The sequence below is a fragment of the Shewanella sp. S1-49-MNA-CIBAN-0167 genome, from assembly GCF_040310145.1.
In the GTDB taxonomy this organism is placed as follows: domain Bacteria; phylum Pseudomonadota; class Gammaproteobacteria; order Enterobacterales; family Shewanellaceae; genus Shewanella; species Shewanella psychromarinicola.
In genome coordinates, this window is record NZ_JBEOPO010000002.1 from 68,488 (window position 1) to 83,358 (window position 14,871).

Below are 14,871 nucleotides of genomic sequence, written 5' to 3' on the forward strand. Positions count from 1 at the left end.
AATCTACGCCGAGAGGCCAAGTATAGGGGCATTTACTCGTGGTTTTACCTGATACAGTGCTGTTTCTGCACGGTATCAAGTCCAAAATGTCCTGATTGTTATCTCATAATTCGCACTGATCCACACTAATTTGCGGAGACTAATTTGCGGAGACTAATTTAGGCTGGCAAAACTGTCGCCACGCAACATCTGGCTGCCAGTTTTCCGCCCACAGAGGAATGTCCTTAGCCATCATCGGCCTCGCAATCCCATACCCCTGCGCCAATTCACAGCCTAATTGCAATAATGCAACACCATGGGCGATGGTTTCTACTCCCTCGGCAATAACGTCACGCTTAAATGTCTTGCCCAATACCACCACGCTCTCGACAATCGACAAGTCATCGGAGTCAATCAACATATCTCGCACAAAGGTCTGGTCTATCTTAATCAAACTCGCGGGCAAACGCCTGAGGTGACTCAATGAAGAGTAACCCGTACCAAAATCATCTAATGCAAAATTAACCCCCAGCTTAATACAGGCGAGCATGGTCTCAGAAACCTGCAACAAATCACCTATCGCACTCGTTTCAAGGACTTCTAATTCTAAAGCGCTAGGATCAACCTCGGGGAATGCGGCCAATAACTCAGCCAAACGTGTGGCAAAATCTTCACTCTGTAATTGAATGGCGCTAATGTTGACACTGACAGGGATACCCAAGCCCAGCGTTTGCCACGCCTTAATTTGGCTCAGTGCGGTACCAATGACCCATTCGCCTAGCGCAATACTGAGAACATGCTCCTCAATGACAGGCAAAAACTCATTAGGGCCGATTAAACCACGCTCGGGGCATTGCCAACGAATTAACGCTTCAACGCCAATCATTTCCCCTGTTTTCATATTGACCTTAGGTTGGTAATAAAGTAAAAACTCACTCCCGTCCAAGGCCTTACGTATGCGTTCCAACGCTTCATGCTGATTTACCATTGCGGTATCATGTGCAGAATCAAACAAGCGATAGCGGTTCTTACCCTGTTGCTTTGCAACATACATGGCTTGATCGGCATGGCGTATAAGTTGATCTGCATCGACGCCATCTTGTGGATAAATTGAGACACCAATACTGGCAGATACTTCCAACCTAACGCCCCCCACCACCACAGGATCCGATGCAGCCAGCAATAGTCGTTCTAAGATAGGCTCACAATCCGCCATTGTTTGTATATTTTCTATCACAGCGACAAACTCATCCCCGCCTATGCGAGCCAGCGTATCTTCATTACGTAGGGCTTCCTTCATGCGAGATGAGACCACAATTAATAATTCATCACCAACGATATGACCGTAGGTATCATTAATTTTTTTGAATCTATCCAAATCAACAAAGGCGACCACTAATAATGACTGTTGACGTTGGCTGTGCTTCATGGATTGGGTTAGACGGTCTGCCAATAATGTACGATTAGGTAAGCTTGTTAACATATCATAGTGAGCAATACGTTCTAATTGTCCCTGATGCTCTTTAATCGCAGTAATATCGGTGAATAGGGCAACGTAGTTTTGCACCACGCCAATATCATCGAGTACCGAGCTTATGGTAAGTATTTGTGGATAAACCTCACCATTCTTACGCTTGTTCCAGACCTCCCCCGTCCAATAGCCTTTTTGTTGCAACGTGGCCCACATCTCTTTATAGAACTCTGGTAAATGAAGTCCCGATTTAAGCATTCGCGGATTTAGTCCTATCACATCACCACGTGAGTAGCCGGTGATAGCACTAAAAGCATCATTAACGTTTATGATGACACCGTTGGTATCGGTGATGGTGATCCCTTCTTTGGCGTAGGTAAATACGCTGGCAGCAAGTTTGCGTACGTCTTCTGATTGCTTACTCTTAGTGATGTCTTGATGTGTGCCGGACATTCGCACCGGCTTGCCGTCGGTTGTCCACTCAACTACCCGCCCACGATCGAGGATCCAGACCCAGCTACCGTTTTTGTGCTGCATCCGAAACTCACATTCTAAAGATTCAGTCTCATTCCTGAAACAACGCGTTAGCAATTGATTTGTATCATTTGCATCATCGGGATGTAGAAGACCCTCCCAGGTTTCGATGCTAATGGGTTCAAGCTCTTTAAGGCAGTAGCCCAACATCTCGGCCCAACGTTCGTTCAATATAATGTTACCCGTTAGTACATTCCATTCCCAGGTGCCAATATTGGCGCCCCAAATCACTTCAGCATAACGTTGGCTTTGCTCCCTAAATTTCTTCTCGGTCTCTTCCAAAGCTATTTGGGTGCGCTTATTTTCGGTAACATCTTTAATCACAATTCGACTGGTTTCGCCAACAACGATCCCGCCGTCCTTGTGGCGGTAGTTGGCTTCATAAGGTTTGAGTTTCTCTCCAGCGGCGAGATTAAAATACATTCGACCTTGTCGCTCATATTCTTCATTGCTGGCATAAATAATCGATGTGGTATTCCCAACAAGCTCATCAGAGCGATACCCTAACAAGAGTTCCATTCCCTGATTTATCGATATAATTCGGCGGTCTGGGTCCGCAAAAATAAAGCCGTCGGTTACACAATTAGAAATTGAGGTAAACAACCTTTCGTTATTAACGGATGCTGTTTTCGCTTTCTCAAGAGCGCGCAATGTTTGTTCGCATTCACCCAGCTCGCTTGGTAACCAACGCTTGAGGAGAAGCCAGATGACCAGCAAGCCAGCAGCAACATTGATTAATGGGGGAATAATGAGCCAAGAGGGTTGCGACAACAGCTCGTTGATAGCTTTTGGGATCAGCCCGTACAGTGAGGTAAAATACAACCCCAAATAGACACTTTCAATGATGGCCCTGACGGCATCAATGCCAAGGATAATAAGGAGAACGGCAACCGTTCCGCCAACAGCTCCATCAAGGGTTGTTAATTGTCTACGTTTTAGCAGACAAATGCCGACAATAACCAACCATAAGGTGGTCAATATCAAATATGATATCGGGGTGATAAGTTCAATAATATTCATTCATATCTAATTAATTGACTTGAAGCCAACCAGGATAATTGCTGTTGGGAAAGATAAACAAGCGCATCACAGAGACGCGCTTGATTATCAATGTAAGTATAGTTAAATCTTAAATTGATCAACCAATTCTTTTAGCTGTTCAGATAAAAGTGCAATCTCACCAGCAGAGGCTCTTGTCTGGTTTGCAGCCACCGCATTTTCTTCGGCAATATGCTTTACATTAATCACATTTTTATTAATGCTTTCTGCAACAGAGCTTTGCTGCTCGGATGCACTTGCAATCTGAATATTCATGTCGTTAATCACACTAATAGCCTGAGTAATTGCCTGTAATGCACGCCCCGTTTCATTGGCTTGATCCACACACTCTGCCGCTTGAGTTCTCCCTTGAGTCATTACCGCTACCGTGCTTTGGGTTCCAGCCTGAAGCTGCTCAATCATATTTTGGATTTCTTGGGTAGACCCTTGGGTTCTCTGAGCAAGTGAGCGAACTTCGTCGGCCACGACGGCAAAGCCGCGTCCATGCTCACCAGCACGGGCTGCTTCAATTGCAGCATTGAGTGCCAGTAAATTAGTCTGGTCGGCAATCCCTCGGATAACATCTAAGATTTTCACAATATTAAGAGTTGCGTCTTCGACTTCACCTAGCTTCTCAGAAGACTCATTAACCCTGTCAGCAAGGGTATTGATTGCTAAAATCGTTTTTTCAACCACCTGGCTACCACTACTCGCGTCATTGTCTGCTTGATTAGCCGCACCAGCCGCATTACTAGCATTACTAGCAACATCATTAACCGTCGCAGCCATTTCGTTCATTGCGGTTGCAACCAAATCTGTTTCAGTCTGCTGGTTTACCACCCCTTGGCTTGACTGCTCTGTCACCACCGCCAACTCTTGTGAGGCGGATGCAAGCTCAATACTGGCGCCTGATATGGTCGCAATAATATTTCTCAGATTAGTGGCGGTCCCTTGAATGGATGCGAGTAACTGCCCAGTTTCATCGCGGCTTGAACTTGTAACTTCGATGGTTAAGTCGCCCTTTGCCAGTAGATTAGCGGCCTTAACTGCCTGACTTATTGGACGAGTAATGGCGATAGTCAACAAATACGCCGCTATTGAGCCCATAAGAATGGCAACAAAAGACAGGAGCAGAGTGAGGTTAATACTGTCATTAGTATTTGTTTTTATCTCAGAGCCCAATATATCTTGCTCTGCCATAACAGACAGTTTTACGTCGTCTACACTTTTCGCCACCTGCGGGCCAATTTTTTTCAGTGTATTATTAATGAGTTCGTTTTTGTCTTTTATAAGCTGATGAATATCATTAAGGCCTCGTAAATATTTCTGATGCGCCGTTAAAAATTGAGATAATAGTGATTTATGAGTAGGATTTGATAAGTATTGTTTTAGCTCGGTTGCTTCTTCTACCAGTTTAGTGTCCATCGAGTTGATAGCTACACCATAATCTTGCTGAGTATTAGACTTCAGAAACTTGACAACGTACAAGCGTCCAAATAACAATTTCTCTTGAACATGGGAGGCGTTATAAATGGTTTTGGCATCATTATCATCATAGGCCGACTTAATTATTGCAGCGATAGCCTCTCCCATCACCTCTCCCTGAGGCACGAGTTGGTCATTAAGTATGCTGTTTTGTTGTTCCGTTAATGACACGACGCTAGAAAAAGCATTTTTATACTTGGTTATCGATGTCTCAAGGCTCTTTATAATTTGCGCACGTTCTGGTTGTTGGATTTCCTTTCTACTCTTAACCAAGAAGGTATCCATTTTATCAAGGTAGGCTTTATATTGGGTTAAATTATTGTCATTTTGAGTGTCAAGATAGCCCAACACATTCATCCGAACCATTAACATATTGGCCTGCAAAAGCCCTGAAAAATTGGTTTCTCTCGCGAGACCTTCGTATCGAGTGATCCCTTCATCCGCTTTTTTAAGTGCGATAATACCCACACCGAGTACTACCGAAAGAAGGGCTAAAACCACAAAGAAACTTAAGCCTATTTTTAAGCCTAATCGTAAATCCTTAAACATATATTATCCTAGTAACAAGAAAACTCAATTTAACGCCACACTTTACCGAGTGGCGTTCTGTATAGAAATCAATGAGTTACTATAACATCTTAGATATTTTGATTTATCGGGTTTGATCACGTTGCATAATAGTGATGTTAAAAATGTGATCAATATTTAACCTTTAACTTGTTAACGTTATTTTGCAAAAGTTCATTTTTGATAACAGAAACGACAATCGCAATCGTAGCGGCAGCAGGCAGCACATGTGAGTTGATACAACTTCATTTACCGTTCAAAGAGCTGTTTGATAACGGTTTATCATCTTGCGTTAAGGTTAAATAATCTGAAATCTCCATAAGAATTGAACTAAAAACCCAATCGCGACCGGACCGATTATCAACACCCACTATTAACAACTAGCAACAACTATCATCAACCCCATAGATTGTCCTCTAACGCTTTAGTGCTAAGCCTTTTATGTTCAAAAATGAGTTTGAACACCTCATTCTTTTACTGATCACATCGATAAATCCGTTACGAGCCTCTATTCTGCGTTTTTCAGACTTATAGCATTTAGCGATGGCAGCCGGACACTGCTGATTATGTTCATTCTCAATCACAATTTCATAGGTTTATCATCGTGATTAGCAGTTCAATCTAGTCAGCGTAATCAATACACGGTATTGTTACCCCCAATTGAACACAGATAATGGATGATGATTGTTTACCTATAATATCAATGGCAAAGCGAGCCGCTATTTTACCTACGCAGCGTTAATAAACTGCGGTTCAACGGCTATCGAACATCAAATTGAAAATCTGCCATTGCAACCAGACACTTGGCGCGCCCTCAGTTTATTAGCCACCCAAATACTTGACCCCATCGTCGATCAATTCGGGCCAATAGCGCTCACTTATGGGTTCTGCTCACCAGAGCTTGTCAGAAAAATTGCTAAAAATCGCAATCCTCATATTGCGCCAAAGCTTGATCAACATTGCTCCCATGAACTCAATCAAAATAAAAAAATTATATGCGACCGTTTAGGCGCAGCATGCGACTTCACCCTGCTCGACAGCCATAACGAGATCAATGACGGCAAAGAAGTCGATATGCAGCAAGTCGCACTGTGGATTTGTGAAAATCTTAAGTTTGATCGCCTATATTACTATGGCAAAGACCGATCTTTGCACATCAGCATTGGGCCGAAAATGAATCAGTTTATTCAAACCATGAAAACCAACGCCGACACCGGACATCGAGTACCGTCTAAAAAAGGACGTGGAGAAGTGGCTATAAAGGTAATTCAGCAAGTCGATTATTAACAGCAAAACGAGGCATCATGGATAAACCTCAAACAGAAACAGACCAGACGTCGCAATGGTTAAACAGTAAAGACACCATGCGACAGCTAAAAATATCCTCTTGTCATTTAATGCATATGCGCCAAGCAGGAAAAATTAAGTACAAAAAACAAGGCAACCGTTTTTGGTACTTAATTGAACAAAAGTAAATGTCGTTGAGATTTATCACCTAAACGAAACGGAAATACATTATGGATGCAGTTTTATTTAAAAAGCTTGTGACAACAATGCCGTTAGGTAAAAAATTACCCGACGCGCATTATTTACACCAAGACGGATTCGCTGAAATAGATAAACAACTCAGTGGTTTTATTATTGCCGTCAGTAATGCATTAAAAATTTCTGTAGACGAATGGCAAGTGATCAAGCTCAGTAAAAATGAATTTAAATTATCACTCTTGTCATACCCTACTTTTTTTACCGAAGCCTACCCTGCACTCACGCAAAGCGTTACCGTTGATTTAAGTAAGCTTGAACATCGCATCACTCAATACTTGTCCAGCGACAATCCACCCATTCTGCATCGTAAAGAAACCATGTTGCCAAGCTCTCATCCTTGTTATCAAGAATTTGTCGCCATAACACAAGAAGGCGAAAATGCAGGCTTGTATACCAAAAGTCGCATGATAGGCTTTAAACAGTCATGGGAAAAAATAATCCAACAGCACGGTTACGAACTCGTTGATGGACGGCTTTTTAGAAGTTCTAGTTTTACAACTGAAAACAATGACGACAGTAATATCGACCGACATAAAACCGCATTGGTGCGGCATGATCTAAGCTCACCCATGAAGCATCTTGCAAAACAAAGTTACTTAAATGGTGATTACAGTGTATTTGATTATGGATGTGGCCGAGGTGATGATTTAAGAGAGCTACAAGCCCACGGTTTAGAAGCATTAGGCTGGGACCCTAATTTTTGCCCAGACTCAGACAAAGTTGAGTCCGACATTGTTAACATTGGCTTTGTCATTAACGTCATCGAAGACGCAATAGAAAGAACCGAAGCAATACGAGGCGCTTGGCATCTGTCTAGAAAGTTGTTGGTAGTGTCAGCCATGCTGGCAAACGACAGCTTTATCAGTCAATTTACCCCCTATAAAGACGGTGTCATTACCTCACGTAATACGTTTCAAAAATATTATGCTCAGGCCGAGCTCAAAGGTTATATCGAACGCACGTTAGACGAAAATGCTATCGCTGTTGCGCCGGGCATTTATTATATTTTCCGTGACAAAATTGAAGAACAACGCTTTTTAGCTAAGCGGCATCAACGCCATCACCAATGGCACCAAATAACCACACCGACACCAACAAGCGAAGAACAAGCTCGGTTATTGTTCACTCAACACCAAACATTGTTAACCGCTTTTTGGGACAGATGTTTAGAGCTTGGCCGCATACCAGTAGATGACGAGTTTGCCGAATCTGCCAACATTAAAATGCATTTCGGTAATGCTAAAAGAGCCTTTAAATTACTTATACAAGTGCAAGGCGGATCCGCCGAACTCGAATTTGAACAAGCCATAGCCTTAAGGCGTGAAGACTTACTGGTATACTTTGCATTGAGTCAGTTCGAACAACACAAAGGTTACAGTCGATTACCCGACGAGCAAAAACGCGACATCAAAATCTTTTTTGATACTTACAAAGTAGCCATCAGCGAAGCCAAAGTATTATTATTTGCCATCGCAGACACCCAACTTATTGAACAAGCTTGTAACGACGCACACGACAACAAACTGCCCGCAAGTAAACTCAATAGCGGCCACTCACTAGAATTCCATAAAAAATACTTAAGTTACCTACCTGCACTACTGCGTGTTTATGTTGGCGCTGCAGTACAACTGTATGGCGAACTAGATGAGATAGATTTGGTTAAAATCCACATCACATCAGGTAAAGTCAGCTTTATGGGATACGACAACTTCGACACCAGCCCATTACCCACCTTACGCGAACGCATTAAGGTTAAGATGTGGCAGCTCGATGTCGACTTTTTTGATTATGTTGAAGTAAATAAACGGCCGGTGTTGATGGATAAAGAGCAATATTATAAATAAAGCATTGTAAAATATAATAAATCAGATGTAAGGAAGCGCGTCGAAAGCCAAATTATTTTAGATTTAAAATAATTTGGCTTAAATCACAGTTAATAAGACTGTAGATTATCCGAGTGCAACCCATTCATCATTGCCTACACCCGTTAGAATACCTTTTAGCATTATCTCTACTTCAGATTCATTAATGTGTTGTCGGCTAGCTACATTGTAACGGTCTTGAAAGTAATCAATACCTTTAGGAGTTAACTGATAGCCACCCTCAACAAGTTTAACTCGATTGTTGTCTAGGTGTGTTTTAAAATTACCTAGAAATTTTTTCAGTGGATATACTTGTCCCTTATCCATCTTAGTTGCTTTAAGTACAGCAGCCATATATGTCCATAATGCCTTTCCACTTGGTGTCTTACTGAGCTTGTATAATTGAGCAGATGACATAATAATTCCTTTTAATTGAAGGTATAATTCTATTTTTTTATTAATAGTAAAAACTAAATTTTAGCAAAAAAATTATTATTACCATACTACTTAACAAAAAAACGGTAGAAATTAAATTGCAAATCGACTACCTGTAGCATTACAGCGTTTCTATGTGGGCGCAAATGTGAATAGTATGGCGAACTCGATGAATTCGATTTGGTTAAAATCCATATCACCTCAGGTAAAGTCAGCTTTATGGGATACGATAATTTCGACACAAGCCCACTACCCACCTTACGAGAACGCATTAAGGTTAAGATGTGGCATCTTAATGTCGACTTTTTTGATTATATAGAAGTGGATAAAGCCGGTGTTGCTGGATAAAAGGACTTACTTTGTCCCAAGCATTATTTCGTTTGCCCAAACCATAGGAATATCTTGATTTTTCAAAAGGTCAAAGCTTCTAATAAAATAATCCATTTTGTTTAATACTTCAACAGAAATATCTGTTGCACCTACAATTATCTTTTGAATAAAAGCATCTGTATGAGTATCAAAAGGTATTTGAAATATCGCCTCTAAATTACCTTGTCTAATGAGTGACAAACCATTATGGGTAAATTTTGCACTTCCTGAATAAATAACATCAGTATCTATTTGGTAAAATTTTGCATGGAGATTACTAAGTGCTTTAACCTTTACTTCATGCTCTAGCAATAATCTTAAAGTATTGATGTTACTAGACCCAGAAATAAAGTCAGAAGGTGTAAACCTACCAACTAGAACTTTTTTACCTGTTTAGCTTTACTACTCTCAACTAATAGTTCGCAAGCATTTAATGTGACATATGCAGAAACAATTTTTATAGTGACCTTTGCATTAGTAAAATCAAGTCCTAATTGTCTTGAAAAGATTCATTTGTAAAAAGCAATTTTAATTCCCTCCAAGAAGTAAATCTTCTAAGTACTCACTCCATCTAGAAAAGAAAAGCTTATCTTGTTGCCTAACTTTATCCGATATGTTGATATGTGATAAATGACAAATTGAGCCAATCATCATGTTAAATGCTACCTTGACTTCTGTTGATGAGTTTTTATATAAATGCTGATAAAAAACATGTGATCTATTTATTGTGATTATTAATTTATCATTAAATAATTCAAAGTCAAAAGCATCAAAAGTATTAATATTTTTTACCTGTATCTCAAATTGGTTTTTGCTAAAGATAGCTTCAATAGTTGTAGAACTAGAGTTTAGTGCTGCATTACCACTATTGATATTATTATCTTGTTTTTGAACAATTGTTGCTGGCTCATTTTTTTTCACATTAACTGACGAATCATTAATAACTTTTGAAATTGTAGGTGTAAAATTATTACAACTATTTAATGCACCAGTTTTTTTCTCTACTACTTTTAATGCACTATCAAGTTTACGCTTAAAATCAAGTAAACGTTCTATGTCTTCCTGATTAAACATTTTCAAATTTAACAAAGTGAAATAACTAAGATCAACAATATCATTTACAACCAAAACTCTATCATAAAAAGACTGCAATAGTTGCAAAGCCTTTTGGAGTTCACTTGGCATTTTAAACTTATCTATACTTGTCATTTTATTAAAAGAATTATTTAATACTTTATCTCTACCTTGACGATGGCATCCACTGTTCACAGCAGGAGATGCCAAAACACTATCTTTAATATGTTTTTCTAATGATGTGATCTCTTCAAAACCGTATAACATAGGAGTTAATAATAAATTAACACCCTCCTTTAAATAATCTGACCTTATTCCTTTTAATCGACCATTTGTTTGTTCCAACTTATTTTTTATTAGAGTTTCAACAATATTCCTATCACGCTTTATTTTACCAAGTTGTTCATTTGGTGAATTAAAAAATATTAATTTAAAATTATCATCATGATTATTAATAATTTTAAAACCATTTTCTAAAACTTTTAGCTCATCTAATAACCCATCTATTAAATCCATACCTATTACAGGTTCACAAGATAGTTCAAAAGCCATAAATCTCTCATCAAAATCGACAAGATTTAGGTTATGGGAAAAACCATTTGTTAAATAATCAGGCAGAGGCTCATTGATCATTGACATGCCATCATCATCAATTCTGATGCAAGTTAAGTGTGCATTTTTAAACCAAATAGTAATTTTTTTTATTTTAAAATATCTACATGAATCAAAAGGCGTTCCTTTTAGTGACAAATAAATCTGCTCAAAAGAAATATTAACATCTATTCCTTTTTGTATTAATAAATAAATTTTATTTGTAAACTTAAAGTTATCAAAATAAAATAAGGGACAAGCTGATAGCCCCTTATTACATAGAACATTAATTATATGATTAAGTTGAAACATAATTATTATAACTCATCAAACATATCTTCAATAATCGCACTCCAATCAGCTCTAGCTTTCTCTAACTGTCGTTTCCTTGTGTCGACTAAAGTTTCATCTTCCAGACGCGCCCATGCTCCAAGCATAACTTTAAATAATAATTTGTCTTTGTCTTCCATATTAGAAATAAAATCTTTATATACTTGGTGTTCTGTATTAATAACTAAGACCGTAATCCCTTGCAAATTTTCAACTTCAAAAAATGAGTGATCCGATGTTTGTGAATATTTAACACTGATTCTTGATTTTAATGCTTGCAGTTTATCTTTTTCGTATTTAGCTTCTTCAATATTATAACCATACTTATCTACTAATGCTTTTTCATATTCTTCATAATTAGCATCTTGAGACATAGTACGACCAGTGTTGACTTCATCCCTCTTAGCAAAGCCAGCATTAACAACTATACCCACTTTATCATCGTCAGTAGTTTCAATTAGTTTCGAGTTCTTCTTTGTTACATTCAATCCATTTAGCTTCTTTCGTAGATTATCTATTGCCGTTATAATCTTTTTTGATATGCTGACTAAAATTGCAGTATCATCTTCACCTGTACTTTTTAAATAATCTAATATTTCAGGGATATTTTCTAGCTTTTTTCCACTACCATCATAAAAATCATTATTTGAATAATCTTTTAAATTATGAGCATGCTGTTTATTATTTGTCACACCAAAAACTTCATCTAAAGATGGTGGTATATCAATTTCTAAACCTATCCACCTTTCTTTTTCTGCACCTTTTCTTTTATCGAAAAATTGATTAGTTATTAACTCTAACTCTCTACCTGAGCGCATAACAGACAAACCAAGATTTGCTTCACAATGTTTACCCCACTTACTATGACCAGCAGAACGTGAATCTTCAGACAAAATCTTTTCAATTAACTCTTGTCTAGCAATAGATGAACGAATACTTACAGTATGAATTTTATTATTGTATTCAATCTCTATTGTGAAATTTTCAGACTCCTCAAACAAAGTTGGAGACTCATCAGGATGTAAACCTGGGAGTTCATGCAATGAAGTTTCAGCTGTAAGATACAGAGGATCATTTGCTCTTATGAAACCATCATTAGACTGCCTTATAAAACTATTATTGTTGGAAAATAATGCATTATTTTTTTTGTTGCCATTTAAATCACAAACTTTAAATTGCACTGTACATTTACCGTCGGAAATAAATCGTCGATACATTCTACCTATTTGAAACTCGGATTTTTCAAATAAAGTTACTGATCGTTTCCACTTTAACTTATCTAAATTTGACCAGAGAACAATAGTGCCTGATTCCGGTAATATCCCATCAAAAGCAGCATCTAAAAGCTTCATTGAAATCTTTTTTTCTTGGGGTTCTGGCAAATCTCTATAAGTACCATCTATAATCTCTTGGACATCTAAGTAACTATAATTTACTTCAGCATTAACTTGCCAACTCCATACTTCAACCCTTTTACATTGTGAGACTGAAGCATTGGGTAATCCCATACCAAACTTACCCATTACCGACGCATCTTCATTAAGTACATTGCCATCGATATCTTTATCACGACCAGACTCACCAAAACCCAGAGCTGAAGCTAATAACTCTCGACTCATTCCGGAACCATTATCGATTATAGCTATCTCTTGAACATTTCGGTTAGAACCTTCAAAAAGTAATACTTCAGCTTTATTAGCACCAGCCTGTATTGAGTTATCAACAAGTTCAGCTATTGCGTAAGCCGTATCTTTATAACCGTTAGAACGTGCTGAAATAATGTACTGTTTAGGATTAACTAATGACATTTAAATATCCTTATTATTTTTTTTCGTTTCAAGTTCTGTCCACATCTCATTCCAATGTTTAAAAGCTAAGTTAACATTGTTAAAGTCTGATATCTCATCAATAACTGTATAAATTTTTGCTTTCTTGGGCGTTTGATCAGTATTACCGCGTATTGCTCGACCAATCATTTGTAAATATAAAACTAATGATTCCGTTGGTCTCGCTATCACTGCTACATTCGTTTGCGGGGCATCAAAACCTGTTGTTAACATTTCAACATTAACTAGTACATTTAAATCTCCAAATTTATAAGAGTTTATAATTTGCTCTTTTTCTTCTTGTGAAGTGTACTTACTATCGACTGATGCGGCCTTGACTCCAAGACAACATAATGCAAATGCTAAATTTCTCGCATGTTCAATATCACATGCGAATAAAATAACTTTAGCTTTATTTTTCTTTACTTCTTTTGAAACTGTTTTTAAAATCTTTGAGTTACGATTCTTTGAATTACTTAATTTAGAAAAAATTTCGCGATCAGTTATTGGTTCTGTATTTAAAGAGTCATATAAATCTATGTCGTCATAAGTTAACTCAATAAACTCAGGGTCAGCTAGATAGTTTTTATTAATTAGATATTCCATGGGTTGTGCAGGGGCAACATCCATAGTGATCTTATTATTACCGAACATTTCAGCAAGCGCTTGATTTTGTGGATCTAACTCAGGCTTATCATCTTTATAGACTCGTCCGGGTGTTGCTGTTAAGCCAATAAGCTTTGCATTAGGTGAATTTAGCAAAAATCTATCAACTAACTCTTTATACGTGGATGCTAGAGCACGATGTGCCTCATCAAAAATAACAAACGTTATTCGCTTATCGAACAAAGATACTGAATTACATGTTTCATTTTTATAATAAGAATGTAACTTTTGTACACCACCGACTATGAAGCCCCTGTGTAAACAATTTAGAGAAAATGTATTATTTTTATAGAATAAGCCACGTAAAATCTCTCTATTCCCTAGATAAGTCCAAGCTTTTTCAAACTCTTCAGCTGCTTGTTCACACAAAATATCTGAATTAGCTAACCAAAGTACCAATGCATCAGGTTTGGTCATTAAGTGCCTACAAACAATATGCATAGCTGTTCTTGTTTTACCTGCACCTGTAGGTAAGTGAATTACCGCACGATTATTTTCGCCTAACTCTATAGTTTTAAATGTTTTTTCTGATATTTCCACCTGGTAGGGATATAAACCATACTGTGGTTTAATAGATATTTGACCACGATATTGGTCTTTATAATTAGATGTCTGGTCATCGTGACTAAATAAACCTATCACTTCTAAAAAATGAGCATAAAATCGATCCGCATATTCTTTTAAACCTGCATAATGTTCTGCATCAATATCTTCGCGTGTTAAAATCTCACCGTTAATTTTATCAAATATTTCAATTATATACTTTATCGATATCCTATCTATGAAAAAATCACGTTTTTCTTTATCTGTAAATAATGCTGCAGGATTAGCGTTTGTTATTGCTTCGGCAAGTAAATCATGTTGACTATTTTCCTCATAGAAATCAGGAGTGATATTAAGTGTTTGTTCAAAAAATGTTAAAGATTCTTGACCTGCGAGTTTTTTCAACGCACTAAGTTTAAATTGACTAAGTATAGCTTTAAGCATAATGTCTTCCTATTTTTGCTTATCATCGATATAAATAAGCATTACATCTCCATTTGTATGCTTATCAATTATTACATAAGCATGTTATAGCTTGAGCAGTTCCGAATATTTT

At 37.9% G+C, this 14,871-nt stretch carries 11 protein-coding genes; 4 read left to right on the forward strand and 7 right to left on the reverse strand.

Going from position 1 to position 14,871, the window contains the following annotated elements; all coding sequences use genetic code 11:
- Positions 1-139 precede the first annotated feature (139 nt).
- Positions 140-3,004 (reverse strand): sensor domain-containing protein, encoded by a 2,865-nt coding sequence (locus AAEZ00_RS01395; protein WP_351088113.1) that lies wholly within the window; start codon positions 3,002-3,004, stop codon positions 140-142.
- A gap of 102 nt (positions 3,005-3,106) precedes the next feature.
- The gene (locus AAEZ00_RS01400; RefSeq protein WP_351088115.1) at positions 3,107-5,056 is read right to left on the reverse strand and encodes a methyl-accepting chemotaxis protein; all 1,950 of its coding nucleotides are present in this window, start codon (positions 5,054-5,056) and stop codon (positions 3,107-3,109) included.
- Between the two features lie 702 nt (positions 5,057-5,758).
- On the opposite strand from AAEZ00_RS01400, the gene AAEZ00_RS01405 reads away from it, so the two are divergent.
- The 3 genes from AAEZ00_RS01405 to AAEZ00_RS01415 are packed head-to-tail and all read left to right on the forward strand — an operon-like array spanning position 5,759 to position 8,463.
- Positions 5,759-6,361, forward strand: coding sequence for a hypothetical protein (locus AAEZ00_RS01405; RefSeq protein ID WP_351088117.1), 603 nt, complete (start codon positions 5,759-5,761; stop codon positions 6,359-6,361).
- A 17-nt stretch (positions 6,362-6,378) separates the two neighbouring features.
- Positions 6,379-6,549 (forward strand): hypothetical protein, encoded by a 171-nt coding sequence (locus tag AAEZ00_RS01410; RefSeq protein ID WP_351074972.1) that lies wholly within the window; start codon positions 6,379-6,381, stop codon positions 6,547-6,549.
- Between the two features lie 42 nt (positions 6,550-6,591).
- Positions 6,592-8,463, forward strand: coding sequence for a DNA phosphorothioation-associated putative methyltransferase (locus AAEZ00_RS01415; protein ID WP_351074974.1), 1,872 nt, complete (start codon positions 6,592-6,594; stop codon positions 8,461-8,463).
- 105 nt (positions 8,464-8,568) lie between these two features.
- On the opposite strand, the gene AAEZ00_RS01420 is transcribed toward AAEZ00_RS01415, so the two are convergent.
- On the reverse strand, positions 8,569-8,898 hold the full coding sequence (locus AAEZ00_RS01420) for a hypothetical protein (RefSeq protein ID WP_351074976.1): 330 nt from the start codon (positions 8,896-8,898) through the stop codon (positions 8,569-8,571).
- Between the two features lie 198 nt (positions 8,899-9,096).
- Between AAEZ00_RS01420 and AAEZ00_RS01425 the strand changes: the two genes are divergently transcribed.
- Positions 9,097-9,264 carry a hypothetical protein gene (locus AAEZ00_RS01425; RefSeq protein ID WP_351074978.1) on the forward strand — a complete coding sequence of 56 codons (168 nt, stop codon included), beginning with the start codon at positions 9,097-9,099 and terminating at the stop codon, positions 9,262-9,264.
- Positions 9,265-9,270: 6 nt separating this feature from the next.
- Here the strand turns inward: AAEZ00_RS01425 and AAEZ00_RS01430 are convergent, their stop codons facing one another.
- From AAEZ00_RS01430 to AAEZ00_RS01445, 4 genes are all read right to left on the reverse strand, one after another.
- Positions 9,271-9,597 (reverse strand): hypothetical protein, encoded by a 327-nt coding sequence (locus AAEZ00_RS01430; protein ID WP_351074980.1) that lies wholly within the window; start codon positions 9,595-9,597, stop codon positions 9,271-9,273.
- 216 nt (positions 9,598-9,813) lie between these two features.
- Positions 9,814-11,262, reverse strand: coding sequence for a hypothetical protein (locus AAEZ00_RS01435; RefSeq protein WP_351088119.1), 1,449 nt, complete (start codon positions 11,260-11,262; stop codon positions 9,814-9,816).
- A gap of 5 nt (positions 11,263-11,267) precedes the next feature.
- Positions 11,268-13,088: an ATP-binding protein gene (locus tag AAEZ00_RS01440; RefSeq protein ID WP_351088121.1), complete on the reverse strand. Its 1,821-nt coding sequence runs from the start codon at positions 13,086-13,088 to the stop codon at positions 11,268-11,270.
- Positions 13,089-14,759 (reverse strand): DEAD/DEAH box helicase, encoded by a 1,671-nt coding sequence (locus tag AAEZ00_RS01445; RefSeq protein WP_351088123.1) that lies wholly within the window; start codon positions 14,757-14,759, stop codon positions 13,089-13,091. It abuts the gene before it with no gap.
- Positions 14,760-14,871 lie beyond the last annotated feature (112 nt).